At 47.4% G+C, this 22,183-nt stretch carries 22 protein-coding genes, 1 pseudogene and 1 riboswitch; of the genes and pseudogenes, 14 read left to right on the top strand and 9 right to left on the bottom strand.

All coding sequences use genetic code 11. From position 1 onward, the window contains the following. Window positions 1–5: 5 nt before the first annotated feature. Together ABDK92_00115 and ABDK92_00110 are read right to left on the bottom strand one after the other, a co-directional pair. A complete protein-coding gene (locus ABDK92_00115) occupies window positions 6–971 on the bottom strand; it encodes a DUF523 and DUF1722 domain-containing protein (protein ID MEN3185028.1) in 966 nt (321 codons plus the stop codon). Between the two features lie 5 nt (window positions 972–976). After that, window positions 977–2,332 (bottom strand): deoxyribodipyrimidine photo-lyase, encoded by a 1,356-nt coding sequence (locus ABDK92_00110; protein ID MEN3185027.1) that lies wholly within the window; start codon window positions 2,330–2,332, stop codon window positions 977–979. A gap of 176 nt (window positions 2,333–2,508) precedes the next feature. On the opposite strand from ABDK92_00110, the gene ABDK92_00105 reads away from it, so the two are divergent. Beyond that, a complete protein-coding gene (locus ABDK92_00105) occupies window positions 2,509–4,416 on the top strand; it encodes a hypothetical protein (protein ID MEN3185026.1) in 1,908 nt (635 codons plus the stop codon). A 164-nt stretch (window positions 4,417–4,580) separates the two neighbouring features. On the opposite strand, the gene ABDK92_00100 is transcribed toward ABDK92_00105, so the two are convergent. From ABDK92_00100 to iorA, 4 genes are all read right to left on the bottom strand, one after another. Further along, complete coding sequence (locus tag ABDK92_00100) at window positions 4,581–6,356, bottom strand: family 10 glycosylhydrolase (protein MEN3185025.1); 1,776 nt, start codon at window positions 6,354–6,356, stop codon at window positions 4,581–4,583. 21 nt (window positions 6,357–6,377) lie between these two features. Then, a complete protein-coding gene (locus ABDK92_00095) occupies window positions 6,378–7,589 on the bottom strand; it encodes an OFA family MFS transporter (protein ID MEN3185024.1) in 1,212 nt (403 codons plus the stop codon). A gap of 211 nt (window positions 7,590–7,800) precedes the next feature. Continuing rightward, window positions 7,801–8,412 (bottom strand): indolepyruvate oxidoreductase subunit beta, encoded by a 612-nt coding sequence (locus ABDK92_00090; GenBank protein ID MEN3185023.1) that lies wholly within the window; start codon window positions 8,410–8,412, stop codon window positions 7,801–7,803. Further along, window positions 8,409–10,118, bottom strand: a complete 1,710-nt coding sequence (iorA, locus tag ABDK92_00085; GenBank protein ID MEN3185022.1) for an indolepyruvate ferredoxin oxidoreductase subunit alpha — start codon at window positions 10,116–10,118, stop codon at window positions 8,409–8,411. The genes ABDK92_00090 and iorA overlap by 4 nt, the downstream gene beginning before the upstream one ends. Window positions 10,119–10,375: 257 nt before the next feature. Here iorA and ABDK92_00080 point away from each other — a divergent pair, with 257 nt between their 5' ends. The 3 genes from ABDK92_00080 to ABDK92_00070 are packed head-to-tail and all read left to right on the top strand — an operon-like array spanning window position 10,376 to window position 13,380. After that, complete coding sequence (locus tag ABDK92_00080; protein MEN3185021.1) at window positions 10,376–11,623, top strand: extracellular solute-binding protein; 1,248 nt, start codon at window positions 10,376–10,378, stop codon at window positions 11,621–11,623. A 47-nt stretch (window positions 11,624–11,670) separates the two neighbouring features. Next, entirely contained in the window at window positions 11,671–12,534 is an 864-nt protein-coding gene (locus tag ABDK92_00075) for a sugar ABC transporter permease (protein MEN3185020.1), read from the top strand. A 12-nt stretch (window positions 12,535–12,546) separates the two neighbouring features. Next, window positions 12,547–13,380, top strand: coding sequence for a carbohydrate ABC transporter permease (locus ABDK92_00070; GenBank protein MEN3185019.1), 834 nt, complete (start codon window positions 12,547–12,549; stop codon window positions 13,378–13,380). 45 nt (window positions 13,381–13,425) lie between these two features. Here the strand turns inward: ABDK92_00070 and ABDK92_00065 are convergent. The 3 genes and pseudogenes from ABDK92_00065 to ABDK92_00055 all read right to left on the bottom strand — a co-directional run bounded on the left by ABDK92_00065 (window position 13,426) and on the right by ABDK92_00055 (window position 15,958). Next, a pseudogene (locus ABDK92_00065) lies at window positions 13,426–14,250 on the bottom strand (glucose 1-dehydrogenase). 85 nt (window positions 14,251–14,335) lie between these two features. Beyond that, on the bottom strand, window positions 14,336–14,671 hold the full coding sequence (locus ABDK92_00060; GenBank protein MEN3185018.1) for a cupin domain-containing protein: 336 nt from the start codon (window positions 14,669–14,671) through the stop codon (window positions 14,336–14,338). Between the two features lie 222 nt (window positions 14,672–14,893). Continuing rightward, on the bottom strand, window positions 14,894–15,958 hold the full coding sequence (locus ABDK92_00055) for a hypothetical protein (GenBank protein ID MEN3185017.1): 1,065 nt from the start codon (window positions 15,956–15,958) through the stop codon (window positions 14,894–14,896). A gap of 160 nt (window positions 15,959–16,118) precedes the next feature. On the opposite strand from ABDK92_00055, the gene ABDK92_00050 reads away from it, so the two are divergent. The 10 genes from ABDK92_00050 to pyrB all read left to right on the top strand — a co-directional run. Beyond that, window positions 16,119–16,529: a hypothetical protein gene (locus tag ABDK92_00050; protein MEN3185016.1), complete on the top strand. Its 411-nt coding sequence runs from the start codon at window positions 16,119–16,121 to the stop codon at window positions 16,527–16,529. Continuing rightward, a complete protein-coding gene (locus tag ABDK92_00045) occupies window positions 16,486–16,830 on the top strand; it encodes a CheR family methyltransferase (GenBank protein ID MEN3185015.1) in 345 nt (114 codons plus the stop codon). Before ABDK92_00050 ends, ABDK92_00045 begins: the two co-directional genes overlap by 44 nt. A gap of 156 nt (window positions 16,831–16,986) precedes the next feature. After that, window positions 16,987–17,331: a hypothetical protein gene (locus ABDK92_00040; protein ID MEN3185014.1), complete on the top strand. Its 345-nt coding sequence runs from the start codon at window positions 16,987–16,989 to the stop codon at window positions 17,329–17,331. 320 nt (window positions 17,332–17,651) lie between these two features. Then, window positions 17,652–17,987: a hypothetical protein gene (locus ABDK92_00035; protein ID MEN3185013.1), complete on the top strand. Its 336-nt coding sequence runs from the start codon at window positions 17,652–17,654 to the stop codon at window positions 17,985–17,987. A 101-nt stretch (window positions 17,988–18,088) separates the two neighbouring features. Further along, window positions 18,089–18,310 carry a response regulator gene (locus ABDK92_00030; protein MEN3185012.1) on the top strand — a complete coding sequence of 74 codons (222 nt, stop codon included), beginning with the start codon at window positions 18,089–18,091 and terminating at the stop codon, window positions 18,308–18,310. 5 nt (window positions 18,311–18,315) lie between these two features. Then, window positions 18,316–18,891, top strand: coding sequence for a response regulator (locus ABDK92_00025; protein MEN3185011.1), 576 nt, complete (start codon window positions 18,316–18,318; stop codon window positions 18,889–18,891). A 417-nt stretch (window positions 18,892–19,308) separates the two neighbouring features. Next, window positions 19,309–19,869: an HD domain-containing phosphohydrolase gene (locus tag ABDK92_00020; protein ID MEN3185010.1), complete on the top strand. Its 561-nt coding sequence runs from the start codon at window positions 19,309–19,311 to the stop codon at window positions 19,867–19,869. 74 nt (window positions 19,870–19,943) lie between these two features. Further along, a riboswitch (cyclic di-GMP riboswitch) is annotated at window positions 19,944–20,027 on the top strand. 65 nt (window positions 20,028–20,092) lie between these two features. Next, window positions 20,093–20,734: a C39 family peptidase gene (locus tag ABDK92_00015; GenBank protein MEN3185009.1), complete on the top strand. Its 642-nt coding sequence runs from the start codon at window positions 20,093–20,095 to the stop codon at window positions 20,732–20,734. A gap of 145 nt (window positions 20,735–20,879) precedes the next feature. Further along, window positions 20,880–21,458, top strand: coding sequence for a hypothetical protein (locus ABDK92_00010; GenBank protein ID MEN3185008.1), 579 nt, complete (start codon window positions 20,880–20,882; stop codon window positions 21,456–21,458). 215 nt (window positions 21,459–21,673) lie between these two features. Continuing rightward, the coding region (pyrB, locus tag ABDK92_00005) for an aspartate carbamoyltransferase catalytic subunit (protein MEN3185007.1) at window positions 21,674–22,183 on the top strand (510 nt) is incomplete at its 3' end.

The raw sequence follows: 22,183 nt of genomic DNA, 5'->3' as shown, positions 1-22,183 counted from the left end.
GGTTTTTACGACCCTTCCCAGTAATCTCGTTGGGTGAAAACGTCGTTTTCAACTTGCGGTCGAAGGTTTTCCGGGTAGGAATTGAAGAATGCCTGTTTTGTGAGGTACTCTTCTTCGAAACGCACTGTCCAGGATTGTGCAATACCGGTGAGTGCAGCAAGAGGAACGGTTCCCTGGCGAAACTGCTCCAGGAGCCGGAGGAAGAGTTGTTTTTCTCGAGAAGTAAGCCTGTCCTTGAAGTACCCCAGAACATGGTGAAGGACGTTTATGGTTAGTTTTCGGTTCATGGCTCTTTTTAAGGCCTGGTGGAGATGGATTTCGTATTCTCGTATAACCGTTGCAAAGTCCTTTTGCTCCGGGTTGGCAACGATTTTCCCCATTTGTTGCGTTTCTCGCTGGTGATGGGCCAGAAGAAAGAGTTTATATCGGGTGTGGAAGTTAACCAACCTCCTCATGCTTTGGCTCTCTTTAACCTGAGAAAACTCATGGAGAGTGAAAGTTTTCTGTAGAAAATGTTCGTAAATCGCCACATTTTCTAATCGTTTTTCGGTCTCTACAGGCAGGTGGGGATATCTGGTTAGTGCTTCCTGGGCAAAGAAGCCGCTTCCCCGAGCAAAGACTGTGCCTTGAGAGGTATAAATTTTTACGTCTCTGACGCCACAGGATGGGGATTTGGCTTTCAGAATGAATCCCTGGACATCGATTCCCTCAAAAAAGGATTCGATGAAGGCAGACATCTTCAGGGTAAGGTCCTCGCCACTTTTATCCTGGATTAACCGTCGTTCCCCGTCGACGGACACAATTCTCACCGGTTGCCGTGGTACACTCAGACCTATGGCTAATTCTGGACATACAGGAATGTATTCCACCGCTTCTCGAAGTCTTTCCACAATCTGACTGGGAATGATTGACCCGTCGTAACGGCAGTGGTCAAACCCTAAACACCGGCTTACGACGATCTTTGGTTTCAAGGGCTTCACATCCTCTCTATGCGTTCAATGTATGCGCCCTCAATCGATTTTTTGCGTAGCTCTCCCTTCCCCATATAACGCACTTTTCCAAAAATGGGGCGCTCTCCAAAGGCCCGGTCGTGCTTTCCAAAGCACCAGGCGATGCCGGCAAAGCTATTTGGGTCCCGTCCGTCGAGTGCGTACTTATTGTTGAGATAAACCAGTATTTGGAAGGCTTCCTCCGGGTTGCTACTCCATTCTATGATTTTCTTTCCCCAGTACATCCGCACGTATCCATGGATTTTTCCTGTGTAGACCAGTTCTTTCTGGGCAGCATTCCAGAGAGGGTCGTGGGTTCTAGCATTTTCGAATTCTTCGAGTTCGTATTGGTCCTTTCTGGGATCTTGCTGATGTTTTCTTAAGGTTTCCTTTGCCCAGCTGGGTAAACCATGAAAAGAATCATAGTGGGGATTGTAAAACACAAAATTCATGCTCAACTCTCTTCGGACAATGAGTTCTTCGAGGTATACTTCCTTTGCTTCTTCTAGCACGGGTGCATTAATGACTTCTTGAGCGATAAAAAGAGGCGAAATTTGCCCAAAGTGGAGGTATGCGCTCATTGCTGAAAGAGTATCCTGAGAGGGGTCGTTGCGGCGGATGGGATAATCGGAAAGGTGATTCGCAATAAATTCCCGAAGCTTTGCCTTGGCACGGTCTGTACCCCCAAGGCGGGGTAGGAGTGTAATGTTTTTATCAATGCGTAGACCTTTAAGGATTTGCCCGGGGTCTGAGAGATTAAGTTCTCCCGGGAATACCGGTAAAAAGAGGGAAGAAAGATGAGCCGTTTCTTCTTGAAGCGGCGTGAGATAACGATTGAGGTGTTTTTTAATTTTAGGACGGATGGTGTATGCTCCATATTCCTCGCGTGGGGAAACCACTTCGACGGGAACGATCGCCTCCGTCTCAACTTGCCAGAAAGGACAATTTACCCTTTTTGCCACTTTTTCTCGCCATTCTCTCTGGATACGGAGATACCCCCGGTCGGTAACAAGGAGGATCGCCTTTTGAGAAAATCGCTCCACGTTTTCTACCGGGTTACCTAAATACGTGACCATTTTTATTCCTCTTTGAGCGAGTTTTCTTTGGGTTTCCTGTAATCCTTCTAGGAGAAAGAGATAGTGGCGGGCGTTGGCTTCGGGAAATTGATCGGTGAGATTAAAGAGCACCAGGAGAGGTCTCTGAAATTCATTGGCCTTTTGAATGGCGTACTCTAAAGCATGATTCCATTCCGCTCTTTGGGCTGCCTGCATCCAGTAGAGGACATAACTCCCCTCTTGAAGGGGTTTATAATTCAATTCTTTCAGGCGTTCTCTCGGGATCATGGGAATATTGTATCGTTTATATGGGCCTGAGTAAAGCTCACTTCTAGTCCTGGTGGCAAGATTTACTCTGAACATGAAATGAACGCAGAGGAGAGTTTTGAAATGCCCTGAGCACCTATTTCGTTGACATTCTCTGATGGTAATGCGATAATGCCCCCTAAAGGAGGAATCCTACCGTGAAAAAGGGGTTCGCGATAGTCCTGCTGTCTATTTTCTGTTTTTTTGTAGCGTCGCATGGATTTGCCCTGGATGAGGTTTCGCGGGGTGACGTGATTGAGGAAGCATCCCGATTGACAGGCCTTGCCAAGGATACTCTGGAACTCATCTATGATGAGGCTCCATCTCTTTTTGATAACGTAGAGCGAGTAACCTTTGCGGTGAAGGTGGTGCATCTTTTTGCTACGGCTCAGGATAATGATGTGATGTTGGAACTTTTCGACCGTTTTGTCGATAACCTGAAATCGGTGCTTCTTCCTGGTCCCCTGCAGACTTTTCTCACCGCCGTGAAAATCTATCAAACGAGCCTCGAGGTGGTCCGGGATTACGCTGTTATTCCACGGTTTGAGGAATCCATTTACCAGAGTTATCGTTCCATGCGCCTTATAGACTGGAAACGGGGAGATACGAGTGAGGAGTCAAAAAATACGGCTTTTGAATCGGCCGTTATGGGATGGAATGGGTACTACCTGGTGCAGGACAAGATGTATCAGGAGTTGCTCAAGCGAAAGGGGTATAATGCAGACCTTTTAGGAGAGAAACTTGAAAGACGTCTCCGTTCCCAGATCGATCAGTTCTGGATGAGCAGTCTGGAGCTCCGTTTCCAGAGAGAGATCCTTGCCGGGGAAGAGACTGCTGTTGGTGCAGCGCTCTGGCAGAGTGTCGCTTCAGATCTTGTTCGTCTAGAACGGGAAGCTGAGCGCCGTCTGGTAGCGCCCTCTCCTTCCCCACAACCGGAGGATTTACCCTCTCCTTCTCCAGTAGAACTTACGACTGCTCCTACCCCTGTTCCTTCACTAAAGCCAGAAACGGTATCGGAAGAAGAAGCTCAACTTTTTTCTTCTTTTCGCAAGCTCCTTAAGGAGTATATCGAGGCTGAAATTGCCAGATCCAGTGGAGTGAAATCGTTCTTTGTCGAAGTGGGTGAAGCAGCGAAGATCGCCTCTGGTCTCTACGAGGTGAGTTGGAAAATCTTTGGATATAACGAGGCTGGAGAGAAAGTCTTGCTCAGTGAGGATAAGACCAAGGGAACTCCCAAGGATTTTCAGGAAGCCATCCAGTATTTAGAAAAAGAACTCCAGAGTGGTACTTCTGACGTGCCCCAGGAAGTGGAAGTTTCTGAAGTGTCTCAAGATTCCGAATTTTCCACAGGATATCAAAAACCCCAGGAAGACGAGATTCTTTCTCAGTATCGAGCGGTTCTTTCCCGATATCTGGCAAGAAAAGCAAAAGAACTTGAGAATTGGGATCGGTCCCACGGGGCACAAAATACCTACTCTTTTGAAATTCTTCAGGCTGGGACGCCGGTAGAAAATGGTCGCTTCTTTGTTTCCTATCGAATCCTGGTTCGCCTCCAGAATGGCGATGTGGTACCAGTATCCTCGTTTGAGGGAGCGATCAATCTGGGTGAGATTGAAGCCGGTATTCGTTCTATGCTTGAATTCCTGGGGGAGAGTACCGTCGGTGACTCATCGCCAGAAGCTCTGGATGAAGATTTACCGCCTTCATCGGATGTCACTCATGATAATGACACGACTGTAACGCCTCCGGGGGAATCCGTGATCCCGGGTGGAGATAATTCAAAAATTGTTGCTGCCTTCCGTAATTTCTATCCCCGGTACCTTACCTGGCTGGCAGAGAAGGAAACCGTTCGTGCTCGAGAAGTGTTTGGCTACGATGATAAGGTTTACTGGGTAGAAGTAGTCGAAAACGCTCGGGAAGTTGCTCCCGGTGTGTTTCGGGTTCACTATCGGAATTTTGTTTGTAACGGTGGCGAAACGAGTTGCTATAATGAAACTCAACTCGACCTTACCGTGGAACAGCTTGAAAAACTCCTCCAGGATGCTCGAGAAGAGGTGGAGGAATGATTTCCAAAATTTTTTATAAAATTTCTGATTGGAGTCTTGACAAAATAAAAAACCTTTATATAATAAAGTTCTGGAAGTTGAATGAAACATCTTAATAGCGAAAATCCCCTCCTTGCACCTATGGGGAGTTACCTTCCCGCTAGAGGTAACTCCCCATAGGTGTTTTATGGGTTATTTTCAAACTGTAGTTTTCCCAACAGTGTTGCTGCAGGGTAGACTCCTGGGACAGGTGAGAAAGCGCTGAAAAGTCCATCCTGTGGTTCATTCCGATAAAAGTTAATACCCCAAGTCGTGCCTGGTTGTGGTTTTTGGGTCTTGAGTTCGGCAAAAGGAATGGCGATTTCCAGAACGAGTGTGCTTCCGTCCCGTTCCACACCTATTTCCCAGTTTCCGTTCCATGATGGTCCAGTAAGAGAAAAGGAATCGTAAAATCCTCCGTGGGCGTTTACAGCCAACTGGTAAAAAATTCCTTCGTTCCCAAAGGGGTCGAGATATATTTCGACAGAGTCTTCGTAAAATACCGGTTCGTCTCTTTTTCGAAAGCGGAGTGACCGCTCTGGAAAGTTTTCCATCCGGATGGCAAAGTACAGTTTGGTTTCGTCATACTGTACGGCAACTTCGGTTTTCTTTTTGCTTGGACCACCAGTAAGGAGAGTAAATTGGTTTTGGAAGGACACCTGTTCCCAGGTGAATTCGTCCAGCTTTCCGTCCACGATAATGGGTTCCTTCGTGAAAAAGGCTTTGATGATACGAACATTTTCCCGGTAAAAGGAAACCGGAGGGATGGCCCGGGATTTGTGTTTTTGTGGTTCACGTTGGGATAAGGCTTTCAGGATTTCATTGGTCAGGTAAGGACAGGCAAAGAGTGAAAGCCCGAATAAGGGATACCGTTCTGCTCGTTCGATTACTTCGAGGATGGTGAAGGCGGGGAGGTTTACGGTCCAGACTCCCGCCAAAATTGGCGCACGGGGAGCGAAGGTCCGGGTCCAGAGAAGCATTCCCTCGAATTCTGCCGGACGGGAACTGTAAGTCATGGGTGCGAGGAAATCAAAAAGGTTTTCCTTGGCCCAGCGAGGCCAATCCTGTAACGATCCAGGATACCGCCCTATGGGAAATCCCAGGGGTTTCACGGCACAGGAAAGGCGTATCTGGGGACGTTTCTTTTTAAGGTTTGTGGTGAGGGTACGGGTAAATTCGGTCAAACGATCCGCCCGAAATTGGATCCAGGCCTGGTACAGCTTTCCATCCTCGAGGGGGTCAATACTGATCGGATCAATGCCGTATTGGTTTAAGAATTCACGGCGATGTTTTTCAGCATAACAGGTGTCGATAAGGGTTGGTTCTGGAAAACGGTAATAGTCGAGCTGGATGCCATCAAGGGGATATCGTTCAGCCAGCTCTTCTAAGAGTTTCTGATAAAAATCCTGTACCTCTTTCTCTAAGGGACATAACCAGTAGAGGAAGTTCGTCCCGCTCTGGTAGCCCGGTTTTCCATCTTTGCCGACCACAGCCCAGTGGGGAAAGTGGCTCAGGAGTTCTCCTGGTTCGTTGCGACTGATGTAAAAGATATGCATCCAGGCATGAACTTCGATCCCTCTTTTATGGGCCTCTTCAAGGAAGATTTGCAAAGGGTCAATCCCAAACTGAGCAAAGGCGTCCATCTGCGGAGAAAAACCCAGAGAGGCGAGAAACTGGGAGGGGTAAATAGTCTTCCCATTGTAAAACGATTCCAGGAAAATTGTAGTGAAGTGAGCTTCCTTGAGGCGCTCTAACATACTGGCAATACCTTCGCGAGCTGAAGGAATGCTTTTCGTATCGATCCATACACCCCGAATCGGAGAGGACGCAAAAACAAAGCTTTGCCATGCATAGAGCATTCCAGTAAACAAGAACACAGTTAGAATCCATTTCTTCTTTACCCTTTTTATCCAATCGGCCAAGGACAGATCCCTCACCTCCCCTTAAAAAACTTGTTTTGGGTGCTGAGACCTTTGGAGAAAGATGCTTACAATGATTCCCAAAACGCTTGCGCATCCAGAAATGAGAAAACTTAGGGTGTGGCTACCCGTGAGGTCGCGAGAGAAACCTCCGATGAATGGGCCAATCACACCCCCGACTCCCCAGGCTGTAAAGAGGATTCCATAATTGAGCCCTAAGTTTTTGAGACCAAAGAAATCAGCACAGAGTGCTGGAAAGAGAGCCAGCATACCACCAAAAGTAAAGCCGACACAAGACTTCGCAAAGAGTAGTAGGGTAGGATTGGTCATTTTTTCGAAGACGAAAAAGATACCGGCTTGTATGGCAAATGTAATGAGTAGTGATTTGATTCGTCCAATGCGGTCAGAAAGAGAACCCCAGCTCAGGCGTCCCAGAAAATTGGCCAGGGCATAGAACATGACCGAAAGAAATCCCTGTTCGATACCCGCCACTTCCTGAGCAATCTTGGACATCTGACCGATGACCAAAAGTCCTGAAAAAGTGCCCAGAAAGAACAGAACCCACAGTTTCAGGAAAGTTTTGGTACGCATCATCTCGGTTACAGAGTAATCCCTGGTGGTTGGGAGAATTATTTTTCGACCAAAAGAGAGAAGTACTGGAGAAAAAGAGGGTGGAGGATTGGTAAGGAGAAGCGAAAGTACAAAGAGGATAGTGGTAAGAAGGAGACTGAAAATAATAAATGTACCTTCGATGCCATAACGGGAAAGTAAGAAGTGAGAAAGGGGTGCGATATAAATAGGAGCAAGGCCATAACCACTTACTACGATTCCAGAAATCAGTCCCCGGTTTTGGAGATGAAACCATTTGACCGCTGCAGGAGTGGGCGCTGCATACCCAAAACCCATCGCCAGACCAAAGAATATTCCGAAGAAGAGTGTTAAACCAGTAACGCTTAAAAAACGTGAAGCCAGAAAGAAACCCGTTCCAGCCAGGGCACTGGCGAGCCAGAGTGGAATCCTGGGACCTTTGCGGTCTTGGATACGTCCCCCTGGGATCATGGAAAGGGCAAACAGGATTGATGCCACCATGTACGGAATTTGGGTTTGAAAGGCACTCCATCCTAGCTGGTCGGAAAGTGTTGAAGCGATGACTCCCCAAGAGTAGAGGAATCCTAAAGTGAGGTTGACGCCGAAACCGGCAATGACCACCGTCCAGGCCTTGCGGATGTTGTTCACAGCTGATTGTCCTCCTTGGGAATAGTCCAGGATAAGCCAAGATCAGTAAGTGCGAGAAAATAGGGGATTGCCGGAGCGATGTCGTTGCTGGGGATACGGAGTGTACGGAAGGAAGGAGCTAAGAAATACAAGGATTTTCCTTGAGTGGTGCACGCGTCAAAAGTTTGTTTCTGTGGTCTTTGGGAAACACGGCTGGAATATTTTTCCATGTTCAGGCCCATGGGAATTTCGATTCCATTGGGGATGGCAGAGATTCGACGTACCGTCTTCCCGCCTCAAAGGCAATGAGGTTTTGGGAGAGATTTTTCCCAGCCAGTATCTTCTCGACCGCTTTTTTCCAAATACATAAATCGTTAACCGGGAAGATCGCGCTCAGTCCCCCCAAAAGTACCGTGTTGGTGGTACGGATATCACCAATCTGGAGGCTGATTTCGGTAACATTGAGAGGAATTACGGTAAATCCGTGGGTCTGAAGTATTTTGGCGATTTCTTGAGGATACTGTTTCATTTCAATGCCCGGTGGACATATACGGATGGTGTTGAGGAGAACGATGCCACCCTTTTTGAGGTATTGGAGATAACGTAGAGTTTCCATTTCCTCAAAGGCAAGCATGAAGTCTGCTTCGCCTTTTGAAAGGAGCGGAGCGTACGCCTCTTTTCCAAAACGCAGATGAGTCACAACGCTCCCACCACGCTGGGCCATTCCGTGAACTTCAGATTGTCTTACAAGGAATCCGCTCTGAAGTAGGACCTCAGCAATGATTTCGCTCGCTTTGAGAATTCCCATTCCTCCGACTCCGCAAAGGATGATGCTCCCTTTCATGGCGTTTGTACCTCTTTAATGGCTTCAAAGGGACAAAGTTGGGCACAGATGCTGCATCCAGCACAACGCTCGAAAATGATGCGAATGACATCTCCATTTTCGATGGCGGGACAACCAGTGCTCACGCACAGGCCACAGTGAAGACAGAAGGTATCCTGCACAGCAAAAGGGGTATGCCGTTCTCTCTTTTTGAGTTGACATAGTCCTTCGATAATGAGGAGGGTGGGGTGCTGAGCGAGAAAGGCTTCCTGAAGCAGGGTACGTAATTTTTCGATGTGGTAGGCATTGACCCGTTCGACCCGGGGAATCCCAATGGCTTGTCCCAGAGCCGGAAAGTCAAGGCGCACAGTATCTTCCCCAGAAAGTGTTTTCCCCGTGGCAGGATGTTCTTGTCCACCAGTCATGGCCGTGGTGCCGTTGTCAAGAATGAGGACCACAATGGGGGTTTTATTGTATACAACATCAATCAGTGGTGGAATACCGGCATGAATAAAGGTTGAATCACCGAGCACAGCCACGACTGGGCGTTCAGGATGAGCGAGTTTAATGCCCTCAGCCATAGAAATGGAGGCACCCATGCAGATGCAGGTATCCATGGAGGAAAGCGGTGGCAAGGTTCCTAAGGTATAACAACCGATATCGCCACAAACGGTGGCACTCAGGTCTTTCAGGACCTTGAAGACACCGCGATGTGGGCAACCGGCACAGAGGACCGGTGGTCGGGGAAGATATTCGTTCACTTCCACATATTCTCGTTTCTTTTCCGGAAACAGGCATTCGATGATGGTATCAGGTGTAATCTCGCCAATACCGGGAAACAGATTTCTTCCCTCAACCGGTATTCCCAGCGCTTTGAGTTCTCTTTCCCAGATGGGGTCCAGTTCCTCAAGAATGACAAGTCGCTTAACCTGTTGAGCGAATTCCCGGATTTTTTGCACTGGTAAGGGGTAGCCAACCCCTAATTTGAGGATGGAAACCGAAGGAGCGATTTCCCGGAGGTAGTCGTAGAGGACTCCCCCCGTGATGATTCCCAAAGATGGGTCGCGAAGCTCTACTTGATTGAGGGGAGTTTCTTCGACCCATTGCTGGAGTTTCTGTAGCCGTTCTTCCAAAACTTTTCGCCGTTCGCGGGCAAACGCCGGAATCATCACAAACTTTGGGGCACACTTTTGGTATGGTCGCACCGGAACTGTTTCTCGTTCTCCGATTTCTACCACACTTCTACTGTGTGAAACCCGGGTGGTGGAACGGATGAGCACCGGAGTATCGAATTCTTCTGAGATGGTAAAGGCCAGGCGGGCGAAAAGCAGTGCTTCCTGGCTGTTGGCCGGTTCAAGGTAGGGAACCTTGGCAAAGAGAGCATAGTTTCTGGAATCCTGTTCATTTTGGGAAGAATGCATTCCTGGGTCATCGGCTACGATGCAAACAAATCCGGCGTTAACCCCGGTATAGGCCAGAGTCATCAGGGCATCGCTGGCGACGTTTAATCCCACGTGTTTCATGGTTGCCAGTCCTCTTTTTCCTCCAATCGCAGCTCCAGCGGCGACTTCAAAAGCAACCTTCTCGTTTGGACACCATCGGGAATGAACGGTGGAATACTTGCTGAGGAATTCAAGAATCTCGGTACTCGGTGTTCCGGGGTAACCGGCCGCAACTTCTACGCCACCTTCATAAGCCCCCCGGGCAAAAGCTTCGTTACCGAGCATGATTTTTCTTTGGGTTCTTTCTCGTTCCAAAGATGGTAACCTCCCGCAGGTTTTTTTCTGGATTGTAAGGGAAGAAAGGAAGAAAGTCAAATACCCGTTGGACGAGTACCCCAAGCAAAAATGTCTTTGAGAAGAATGGAGAGCGAAAGACAGCGGTTCTACGTTAAGAGTTATTTAGGCTATTTATTGAATTCCTTGCTTTCTGTGTAATTACTGTAAGCGTTCTTTTCCAAAAATCTGCTTGAGGAGGGATTTTTATGAAAAGATTCTGTTGGTTGGTGGTTATGGTTTTCCTGGGTATTTTTGCTTTTCAGTTTCAACTCTGGGCACAGGAAATTGTTCTGATGCACGATAAGGGAGGTGCACCTGACTGGCAAACCCTGTTTACCGAAATGGCCAGGATCTGTGCTGAGGAACTGGGAATCGCGTTCACGCCCACTCCTTTTCCTACTACGGATGTATTTATGTCTGCAGTGAGGACCGCTCTTCCAACTGGTAAGGCGCCGGAACTTTTTACCTGGTGGTCGGATTTTCGTATGAAACCGCTGGTGGATACCGGACTTGTGGAAGATGTGACAGCTCTGTGGGAAAAACACAGGGATGAGTACGATTTGGCCTTCAAGGATGCGTTCGAATTCGACGGAAAGGTTTATGGTGTGCCCACTAACCTGGCTTACTGGGTTGTGTATTACAGTGTTCCGGTGTTTCAGAAATTTGGGTTGGAGGAACCCAAAACCTGGGAAGAATTCATCAAAATTTGTGATGTCCTGAAGGCCAATGGTATTGTTCCCTTAGGTAGCACGGTTCAGGGAAGATGGCCCACTTTCATTTATTTTGAAGACCTCATGATTCGGACTAACCCCGATGTGTACATTGACCTCATGGTGGGTAAGGCAAAGTACACCGATGAGCCAGTCAAAAGGGTTTTTACCCTGTGGAGGGAAATGATTGAAAAAGGGTACTTTTCGGATCCGGCTACTGACATTTTTGCCGATTATCCCCGTCTTATGGCTCAGGGCAAAGCAGGTATGATTTTGATTGGGAACTGGTACGAGGGTCAGTTAATTCAGATGGGACTTACGGTTGGGAAAGACGTGGGTGCTTTTATCCTTCCTTCCATTGATCCCAAGGTGGGAAAGGTCATTATTTATGAAGCAGCACCCATGCTTCTTGGTAAAAATGCCCCCGGTAAGGAAAAAGCTTTACAGATTGCCGATTGGTGGTTGAGTCCTGAGACCCAGTACAAGTGGTGTAAACTCATGGGGTTTGTTCCTGCGAATAAAAAAACTTCGGCAGATTTCCTCTCAGTACCTATGCAGAACATCGTCAAGCAAGTTGCGCAGGAAAATTATCGTCTGATTAACCGTTTCTGGGAAGCTACCCCTACTGACATCTGTGAGGAGGCGGTCGACAAGTTTGCAGAATTCATTTTGAATCCAGGGAAAATGGAACAAATCCTGGGAGATTTGCAGAAGGTTGCTGATACGTATTGGAGTTCTCATTGAAAAAGGGGGCTATATAGCCCCCTTTTTCAATGCTGGGAGGTATACAATTGGTAGGAGAGAAGCTCAGCAGTTATCTCTTTATTCTTCCGGCTCTGGCCATGGTGGTTATTTTTCTTTTGATCCCTGCTGGGTATACCGTGGTTGTGAGTTTTACCAAATGGGATGGTTTGGGTATTCCCAAGTTTATCGGTTTTGGTAATTATCTTCAGTTTGTTCGAGATCATGTTTTTCTGACTTCCCTCAGAAATACCGTTATCTGGGTTATCTTTACTCTGGCTTTTTCTGTCTTGCTGGGACTTCTGGTAGCGTATTTCGTCAACCGCATCCGTCTGGCCAATTTGTTTAAGTCTCTTTTCTACATTCCGCTTACCATTTCTGCGGTAACAACCGGTCTCATCTGGCTTTGGATGTACTCTCCAGATCTTGGAGTAGCCAATACCCTGTTACGTCTTTTAGGGTTTCCAGGCCGTTCCTGGTTGTCTGAAGTGCCTCTGAATACCTATGCCATGATCTGGGCTTGGACCTGGAAAACAGTGGGGATGAATATGGTCATTTTCCTTATTGGCCTTCAGACCATACCCACTGAACCAGTTGAAGCCTGCAAAATTGACGGAGCCACTGAGTGGCAGACATTTCGCTACGTAGTTTTCCCTATGCTTCGAACCATTACCACCGTGGTGGTAGCAATGAGTCTCATTAATTCGTTCAATATCTTTGATATTATCTATGTGATGACGGACGGTGGTCCATATCGTTCTTCTGAAACCCTGGCTGTGTCGATGTTTCGGGAATCGTTTGTGCTTTTCCACATGGGTTACGGAGCAGCCATTGCCATTTTTCTTTCGGTGGTGGTTCTTTTTGTTTCCTGGATATACGTCCGGGAAGTGACCAAACGGGAAGTTCACTATTGAGGAGATAGAACTATGAAAACAAGGAACCTCATTATCTATACCATAATGGTTGTGCTCGGATTTTTGTGGATTCTTCCCATCTGGCCCACCCTGCTTTTGGCCTTCAAGAGCAATCAGGAGTTTGGAGCGCAAAAATTCTGGCAATTACCCTCCCGGAACTTTTTTGGTCCTAACCTGGTGAAAGCTTGGAATCAGGCCAAACTGGGAAGGTATTTCATCAATAGCCTTATTTATGGCCTTTTGGGATCCTGGGGAGCCATATTCCTTTCTTCTTTGGCATCTTTCAGTATTGCCAGATTGAAAGTCAAAGGTGCTTTCAGCTGGTTTTTCATCATCTGGAGTGGAACCATTTTCCCTTTTCAGATTTATCTCATTCCTCTTTTCAAGATGTATATTTCCACGGGTCTTTATGATACCTTTTTCGGCATGAGCCTTTTCTATATTGCTATTTGTATTCCTTTCTGCACGTTTATTTTCCGAAACTATTTTTTGACCTTGCCTGGAGAGGTTCTGGAAGCAGCGAAGCTCGACGGGTGTTCCAACTTCAAAGTGTACTGGAAAATATATCTTCCGCTTTCCAGGTCAGCCATTGCGGTTCTGTTTCTCTTCCAGTTTACCTGGATATGGAACGACCTCATGTTTGGAATGGTCCTTACCCGCTCTGCCGGTGTTCGGCCAATCATGGTGGGTCTCGCGCAGCTCCAGGGTTTTCGGGCTGGTTCGGGAACCGACATTCCCAGCCTTATGGCCGGAGCGCTTATGGCGTCTGTTCCCACCATTCTCCTTTTTGCGCTGTTGCAGCGGTACTTTATTGAAGGGATGCGCCTGACCACAGCCGGCGAATGAAAGGGTTGGAAATTGCCCCAGGTGGATGAGCCTGGGGCAAAAGAGTTATTCTCCAGGGTCTTCAACTTCAGGGAAGCCGTCGCAAGCGATGGCCCCTCCGTCCACAGGAATGATGGCTCCGTTTATGAAATCTGAAGCATCGGAAGCCAGGAAAACCACTATGCCAAAAAGGTCCTCACGATTGCGAGCTCTTCCCTGGGGAATTCTTTTTTGCAGGGCCTGGTAGAAATTTTCTTTTTGCAGATGAGGTACAGTAAGGTCTGTCCAGCACCAGGTGGGAGCAATGGCATTGACACAGATTCCCTCTTTTACCCATTCACAGGCCATAGACATGGTCATGAGATTGACTGCTGCTTTGCTGGCGGCATACGCGGGGTCTTTGGGTCTTCCCACTGAACCTTGCAAAGAAGAAATGTTGATGATTTCCCCCTTTTTCTGCTTCAACATTACTTTGGCGGCTTCCTGAGCACAGAGGAATGTTCCTTTGGCGTTAACGTCCATGATGTACTCCCACAGTTCCAGGGGGAATTCAGTAATGGTTTGTACATCGGCAAAACCGGCGTTGTTGATGAGGATGTTAAGGCGTCCAAATTCTTACACCACCTGAGCCACCATTTTTTCTACCTGTCGTTTGTCCCTTACTTCAACTTCGACGGCCAGGGAATGCCTTCCCATGGCGGAGATCTCCCGAGCTACTCTTTCTACGTTAGCAAGGGTTTTCCCGGCGACGGCTACATGGACCCCGGCCCCGGCAAGAGCGTAGGCCATGGCTTCCCCAAGGCCTTTGCCACCCCCAGTCACTAAGGCAACCCTTCCTTCTAGAGAGAAAAGACGAAGCACGCTCTGAGCTTTCAGTGCTAAGCTCTCCATGTTATCCTTCCTTATTCAGGAATCTGATTTTTTTCTGATGATTTCCTCGGCCTCTTTGAAGAGGTCCGAAACACAGTATCCACTTTCACTGGGCATGTTCACTCCATTGCCACTGTATATCCAGATAAATTCCAGGGGGTTCCAAGAAGGGATTGCGAAGCCAGTGTGTTTCCCCCACCGCGGCGAACTGGACGTCACCAGGGGTGAGAAGGTACTCTTTATCCCCACTTCCGGCAACGCCTTTGCCACTAAGACAGTAAAGGACTTTCTCGGCGTAAAGATGAAAGTGGGAATCATGATAGGCTCCGGGAAAGAAAACCGAACGACCCACCACCACCATTTTGGAACCGGTAGTTTCCTTGCACACGATGAGTTCGGTTTCCATCTTACCGTGGAGTCCGGCCCAGTTGCTGAGTTCCATGGGTGGTATTTCCCGCCAGTTAACCAGCCGGAGCTGGCCGTCGGGGAACTCCTAAATTTTTCGAGGTAAATTGGGTTTCAAACGTTTCATGGTATCCCTCCTCCGAGAGAGTGATAAAAATATATAAAAGAGGGATAGTATTTTATAAATAGTTAATAATATAACAATGTGCTATCATTTCGGGGTCGGGTTCATTGCGCTGTGTGAAAGAAAGGTGGAATTTTATCTTGTATCTTCTTCGGTGAAGACCATCACATCTTCTGGGGTTTCCCCCTGGTGCTGGATTACTTCCACACCTTCTTCCTGCGATAGATCGATTTCTTCTGGGGTGAATGTCATCACCTCTTCGCTGGTTTCTTCTTCGGTAAATACCATGATTTCTTCGTCTATCTCAGTTTCTGTATTTTCTTCAAGGAAGCCTATAGTTTCATTACCGCTTTCGGTTTCTTCTTCACCGAGCAGTGCTTCCTCGAAAGCCAGTTCCTGGCTAATGAAGAATTCCTGAATATTGCCGAAATTGGCAATTTTTTTTCCAAAGAAGCGGTGTTCCGGGGAATGAGACCGGTACAGAGAATAGGTGAGAATCAAATGGTCAAGGACTTCGACGGTGGCAAAGCCTTTTCCGATCTCCCGGTATCCACTGTGAAGGTCAAGGCGTAGAAAAATTGGACGATAGTGTTCTGCCCATTTTTTAGAACGGCAGGTATCCTCATAGTGGACGAGCGGATCAAGGTACTCAATTGAATAGATATTAAACTTTCCTTTCACTTCCTCTCCCGGAAGTTCTGTGATGGTGAGGAATCGTCTCTCCCGGTTGAGTATTTTCTGGACGTCGCGAGCGCGCATAAGGCTGAGTTCGAAATAGGGTGAAAAGTGGAGAGTTTTTTCTTCGGCACTGAGAGGTAAAATCTGGCCCTGACAAAAAACCCAGTTGCTCCAGCTTTCCTGCCAGTATTTGAGGTGCTTTCCAAATTTAGGAAGATAGGTGTCACAGGAAAAACTTTCCTCAGTTCGATAGGCTTGACGCCAGGCCTTAGACCGAACCTGGATGAGGCGAGCCCCACTCAATCCTTTCCCACCCAGGCTCAGAACCTTCTGGTGAATCTGGGCGTGGTAGGTTTTTTTGGACACCTCGCGCAACGTCACCCAGAGCCATTCTTCTTCCCCATCATCTCCTTGGGCTTGAATGGTAAAATGCCAGTATGTGGCAGCTTCGATGCCGATGCTGGGAAAGACCACAAAAAAGGCAAGAAGCAGCAAACCTGGAAAGACAAAAACCCACCGCACTTTCCCCCTCCCCTGCATGATGGTTCTACTAACGAAAACTGACTTTCGGCTGGTTTATTCCCAGAGAATTTTCCTCAAGAAGGTTTAATAATTGTTCCGGCAGTTCCACTCTAAATCCGAGAGGCGATAAACTGATATAATGATTCCGGAGGGGGACGAATTGGAGGAACTTCTTGATGTCTTTTATTCGTATTTAAAGGAAAAAAGGAGTATTGACTTTACTCTTTACCGTCAGGATACCGTTTTACACGGGATACGGTTCCGCCTTAACGCTTTGGGGTTTGAAGATTATTCGTGCTACCTTGACTATCTCCCAGAACATTATGAGGAAATAGATGTCCTTCTTCGGTGGCTGGTTATTAATGTGAGCGAGTTCTCCCGGGGATCTTTGACCTTTGCAGTGCTTGGAGAGATTGTTTTGCCAGAGCTTTGCAAGCAGTATACAGGGAAACAAATCAGGGTGTGGAGTATTGGTTACGGTGAAGGAGGAAGAGCCATATTTGGTAGCTATTCTTCTAAGGGAGTTGATGCCGGAAAACACGATTTTGGAGCCATTGATTGTTGCTACTGACGTAGACCTGGGTGCTCTGGGGGAGCCCAGAAAAGCCGAGTACGAAGGTAAGGCCCTGCGGGAAGCCAAAAAGGTATACCTTGATCAGTACTTCCGGCAAAAGGGAGAAAAGTATGTGCTTTCAGAAGGGATCAGGAAAATGGTGCATTTTGTATATCATGATATTACGAATGGTACGATTCCCAGAGAAGATGTATTTTCGAACTATCATCTGGTCCTGTGTCGGAATGTGATTATATATTTGAAGCGGGAGATAGCGGGGAGGGTGTTTAGGACCGCGTCGCGCTCTCTTTTCCCCTAATGATATCTTGTGTTGGGAGAAACAGAAGTTTTGCCTAAAGATATGGTGACGGAGTACGGGGAAGTTATTCTCCGGAGTAGGGTTTTTCAGAAAATGGGGTAGAGATGAGATTTACGAGGAGAAAAGCGATCTTTTTCCTGGATTGCCCTCAAAGAGGTGTTCTTCGGTATCCTCCCCTTTTTACTGTTTCTCCTCTATGTTCAGTTTATTTTTACAGGGATGCTGGAAAAGGATGCATTCCAGAGAGAAAAAAATCATCTTCAGGTCATGGTTAAATCTTTTTCAGGACAATTCGAAAAGGTGCTGAAATTTGGAGAATCGTACGCTGCCCGTCCTTCTTTGAGGGTTTCCTTGGTGGAAACAGATTGGAAGGAGGTTACCAAGCATTTAGAAAATCTGGTAACCATTTCAGGGGTAATCAAGTCTGCTCTGGTTTTGTCTCCCGAAGGGAATGTCTTGGTACAATATCCTGAGGGAGAGTGCCTCCGGAAAGTAATGTAGCTCACCAGGTCTGGTTTCGGAAATTTGTGCAAACCTGGTCTCCTTTGTCAGGCTTTTTTACCCTGATGCCGGGTGAAGCCCTACCATACTTGTGCTGACTCCTGTGAAATCTGTTGGAATAGATAATGCGGCTGTTTTGCTCATGGTGTATCCGGAGAGTTACCTCGAAGTGATGGTGGCGAGAATAAAAGTTTCCCCAGAGGAAATAATTGTGATCACCGATAAAAAAGGAATGTGGTTTACCACTCTGGGGGAGTGTTTGGTGAGGAATTTCCCGTGATTATCGGCATTAAGCAAGGCGAAGCGAAAAGAGAGAGATAATGTATGACCCTCTGAGGAAAGAAGAAGTGGTAGTTGTTTATGGTTTGCTGGAGACACCGGGGCTTGGATTGATCGTTCAACGACCACTGAGGGCTATCCTTGCCTCGCTGCGGCCTCTTCGTGACAGCATATTATTTTTTTGTTATGTGCGTGGTCCTGCTCAATGGGTTTTTGCTTACCGGAGGACAGTGCTTGCTGAAGCTTTGCGACGGAAAGAGAAGGCGGAAAGGATATACGCTGACTTTCTGGCTCTTTTCAACAAAGGTTTTGAGCACATGGAAGATCTGGGTGTTGAGGTATTATCGTATCTCAACCGGTGCGGATACGTGGATTGAGGCGTGATGTATCGTGTGGAAGGAGAGGAGATCGAGGCGGTAGCTTCTTTTGGGGTTGAAAAACCGCTTGAGCCAGATAGAATGATTTATGAGTGTATTTCATGGACATCCAGATGCCGGCTATGGACGCCCTGACCGTTATCAAAATTCTCAAAGATAATCCTTCTACCCGGGGAATTAAAATTATCGCTGTTACCTCTTTTGCTATGAAAAGCGAGCGGGAAGAGATTGTGTGTGCCGGAATGGACGGTTATTTGGCCAAACCAATCCATACTAGGGAATTGATGGAACTCGTCAAAAAAATTATGGGGGAAAGGAGCTAAGGGGGATGACGAGTGGCAAACCCAGGATTCTCTGCGTGGATGATGAACCTTCGAACCTTGTTTTGCTTGAGGCGTTGCTGGTACCACAGGGGTATGAGATCGTGAAGGTTGAAAGTGGTAGAGAAGCACTGTTCCGGCTCAATGAAGAGCATTTTGACGTAGTGCTTCTTGATGTCATGATGTCTGAGATGGATGGTTTTGAAGTGTGTCGAAAGATTAAAGAGGATAAATCTTTGCGGAACATTCCTGTGGTGATGATTACCTCTCTTACGGCCAAAGAAGAGCGTATCAGAGCCATTGAGGCTGGGGCAGAGGATTTCCTCTCCAAACCTTTTGATAAAGCTGAGGTGCTGGCGAGAATCAAGATGCTTTTGCGTGTCAAGGCTCTAAATGACCAGCTCAATTCCGCCTATGCAGGCATTATGCACCTTACATCTTTTGGTAAGAACCTGATCCGGACGTTTAAGCCGGTGGAATTTGATTTCATTGGAGATGTGGACCGCATTCTGGTGAGCCAGAATATTGCGCAAAAACGCGAAAGATCGAGAGAAACCGGAACTCCTTTTTCTTGGTATTCCTGACCGCAAGGGGGCCTGCCAGTGGCATCAATACCATTTTGCCTTTGATAAGGTGGAGAGAAATCCTGTTAACCTTGGGTATTTACCCATCTTGCCTTCCGAAACCAGGATTCTTTTCTATAACCAGGATATGGAAGAAGACTCCCTTGTCATGGCTCTGCGTGGGCGTTTGAGTCTTTATGACATTAAGATTTCCAATATGGTGGGCTATTTTAGTCACCACCTGGTGGTGGTGGCGTTGAACTATGGAAGGCCGGTTTCAGAGTACGATGCATCGGTTCTTGATCATCTGGTAATGCAGTGTCTCTTTTTTCAATCTCTCGCAGGGCAGATAAGAGAAACTGAAGAAGCTTTTGTATGTACCGTTTTTGCTTTGGCCCGGGGAACAGAGGTCCATGATGAGGATGTGGGGAATCTATTTTGCGAGTCGGTGAATACAGTGCTCTTATCGCCAAGTGGCTGGGAATGGAAGAAAGGTTCATTAACGGGATTCGACTGCAGGCGGCTTTGCACGACGTGGGAAAGATCCATCTTTCCCCAGAGATCTTCCAGAAGCCCGAAAAATTAACTCCGGAGGAGTGGGAAAAGGTCAAGCAGCACACCATCTATGGGGCAGTAATTATTGGCGAACATGCCAAGTTGAAAATAGCACGAAACATTGCTCTCTTTCACCATGAACGATGGGATGGGAGTGGATATCCCAAGGGATTGAAAGGGGAGGAAATACCCATTGAAGCCAGAATCGTCAACATTGTGGACCATTATGATGCCCTGCGAAGCAGAAGGCCCTATAAACCTGCGTTTGACCATGCGACGGCTTGCCGGATCATCCTTCAGGGAGACGGGCGGACCATGCCCTCTCATTTTGATCCCACCGTCCTCAAGGCGTTTGAGGAGACAGAACGTGAGTTTGCAAAGATCTATGAGAAAATGAAAGAAGGGAAAAATCAGCAGTTTCACACTGGGTTCTTTCTCAGGTGATTTTGAAAATTTTACAGGATTTTTTCTTTCTACCCTCTAAAGTTTTTGCCTTCCCGGTCGATAATCATAAATAGGAAATGAAAGGGTAAACTCTCCGAAAGGGGAGGGCACAAAGCTACGGACCTAAAGCGGAAAGCCATGGTGGCCGGGCTGCCAAGTTCCTTATTTTTTTGGACTTGCCAGGAGCGCCCCTCCCCCTCTTCGGAAAGAAGGGGGTGTCGTGATGAAGAAATGGTACAGTCTCATGGTGGTAGGATTTGTAGTTGTGCTTCTTGCTGGTTGTGCGCCACAGCTTGGGGTAGTACCTTCCAGTCCTGATCTAGATAGTGGGGTGTCCGCTCGTTTTGTTGAGAATTCTACCGCTCGCATTCTCCTTGATGTTCCCTTTTTGCCTCAGGTTCCTCCTGGGGATTGGAGTAATACCAGAAATTGTGGGGTTGCTTCGGCGGTGATGATTAAGGCCTATTATTATGGGACTACACCTACTCCCCAGGATATTATGGCGGCTGACGAGTGGTTGAACGCCCGGTTTGGTCTCCCCATCAATAACTATAACGGCGGTTTTACCAATGTATTTTATATCCGTTCTTTTCTCGAGTTTCAGGGTATTTCTGCTCGAATCGGGATGGGAAACGTCGAACTTTTGCGGTCTTTCCTTAAGGAAGGGAAGCCAGTGCTCGTGGCCGTCTTTTCCAATATGAGTCCTGGTGGAGCCAAACATGCCATGCTGGTGGTAGGGATTACGAACGATTCAGTGGTGGTCCATGACCCGGGAAAGACAAGCGGGGCCAACAATATGTATCCTCTTTCGCAGTTTCTGAGTTGCTGGCAGGCTCAAAATAATTGGTACGTTACCATTGACTGAGTAGGGGGAGGAGATTGACCCTACTCAATTTAGTGAAAATTAGTCCTTCCCACTTCTGCGATTAGGAAATTTTTCCTATAGTTTCGTTTTCTGCTCTGGTTTATACTTAAGGAAAATAATAACTTTGGTCTGGGTGAAAACGTTGTTGCGGAAAATATTGATGTTGATTTTCCTGATTTTCCTTTCAGGGTGTACTCCTTTTTCCTGGCAGGACCGTTCCGGAGGAAAGGGAATGGTAGTTCGGGGAAAGCTTGTCCTCCCCTTCCCGTATTTTTCGGATTTTTGTCGGAATGGAGGGCAAGGGGGAGAATACCCACTTCCCTTCGCCCGCATTATAGTAGGGGGTGAAGAGGGCGACAGCATGGAGGGTTTTGCGGATTGCTCTGGAGTATATGAAATTCAGGGGGTAGTGAACGCCCACTGTATTCTCTATGCCCAGCGGGAGGGTGTGGTGGTTGCCAAAGGGATTTCGGACCTCCGTTCTGATAGGATCAACGAAACTGGCGTCGTCAATGCTTATTCCACGGCCCAGGTGGCGATCTTTGAAGCTGCTTTCAGATTATATCCCCAATCGGTTTATTTTCGTGATATTCCTAATTTTATCCCTAGCAAAACCCTAGTAAAGCTGGTCGAAGAAGCGCTCCAAAGAGGAGAGAATCCTCTGGAGAGCCAGGACGTACGGGAAGAGGCTCACCGTTTGATTGATGTGTGGTTTGGGGGTTAGGATGGTGAAATACCTGGAGGACCAGACTGCAGGAAAGTAAAATTTGTTTTTTCCTGACTTTTCAAAGTTGACAGAGGACGTATTTACCGGTATCCTAATGCAGGGTTCGGTATGAGAGGGAGAATTCGGATCTATTTCTGGAGGTCAAAAAGTCCATCTTTCCCAGTGAGGGAAGGATGGACTTTTTTGTTGGACCTTTAAGGGGGGCTTGTGGCTTGAGTACGTGGTGTCATGCCCATCTTTTGGGAATCAGGAACTTGAGCAGGGAAGACATTACATATTTGTTGCAAAAAGCGAGTCGCTTTCGAGAGTTTTTAGGGGATTCTCCAAAAAACTGTGAAGCATTGCAAGGGTACCTCCTGGTTAATCTTTTCTTTGAGCCGAGTACCAGGACCCGTACTTCCTTTGAAATTGCTGGGAAACTTTTGGGAATGCAGGTGGTGAATGTCGATATAGAGGTGAGTAGCCTTCGGAAGGGCGAGAGCTTGAGAGACACGGTTCTCACTCTGGGAAGCCTCAGGCCGGATGTTCTGGTGGTGCGTCATTCTGCAAGTGGAGTGCCTGAGTATCTGGCGCAATTTTCTCCCTTTCACATTGTGAACGCGGGAGACGGACTTCGGGAACATCCCACGCAGGCTCTACTCGATTTGCTAACGATTCAGCGTTTTTTTCACCGTTTTGAAGGCCTGAGAATGGCCATTGTGGGCGATGTTGCGCACAGCCGG

The organism is Atribacterota bacterium (assembly GCA_039638595.1).
Lineage (GTDB): Bacteria > Atribacterota > Atribacteria > Atribacterales > Caldatribacteriaceae > Profundicultor > Profundicultor thermophilus.
This window is presented reverse-complemented; position numbering and strand designations above follow the sequence as displayed.

Coding starts and splice junctions, on each gene's coding strand:
- ABDK92_00110 (MEN3185027.1), bottom strand. CDS start 2,332: ATGATCCCGAGAGAACGCCTGAAAGAATTGAATTATAAACCCCTTCAA.
- ABDK92_00090 (MEN3185023.1), bottom strand. CDS start 8,412: ATGAAAGGGAGCATCATCCTTTGCGGAGTCGGAGGAATGGGAATTCTC.
- iorA (MEN3185022.1), bottom strand. CDS start 10,118: ATGCTCGGTAACGAAGCTTTTGCCCGGGGGGCTTATGAAGGTGGCGTA.
- ABDK92_00080 (MEN3185021.1), top strand. CDS start 10,376: ATGAAAAGATTCTGTTGGTTGGTGGTTATGGTTTTCCTGGGTATTTTT.
- ABDK92_00070 (MEN3185019.1), top strand. CDS start 12,547: ATGAAAACAAGGAACCTCATTATCTATACCATAATGGTTGTGCTCGGA.
- ABDK92_00060 (MEN3185018.1), bottom strand. CDS start 14,671: ATGGAACTCAGCAACTGGGCCGGACTCCACGGTAAGATGGAAACCGAA.
- ABDK92_00045 (MEN3185015.1), top strand. CDS start 16,486: ATGCCGGAAAACACGATTTTGGAGCCATTGATTGTTGCTACTGACGTA.
- ABDK92_00035 (MEN3185013.1), top strand. CDS start 17,652: ATGTATGACCCTCTGAGGAAAGAAGAAGTGGTAGTTGTTTATGGTTTG.
- ABDK92_00030 (MEN3185012.1), top strand. CDS start 18,089: ATGGACATCCAGATGCCGGCTATGGACGCCCTGACCGTTATCAAAATT.
- ABDK92_00025 (MEN3185011.1), top strand. CDS start 18,316: ATGACGAGTGGCAAACCCAGGATTCTCTGCGTGGATGATGAACCTTCG.
- ABDK92_00015 (MEN3185009.1), top strand. CDS start 20,093: ATGAAGAAATGGTACAGTCTCATGGTGGTAGGATTTGTAGTTGTGCTT.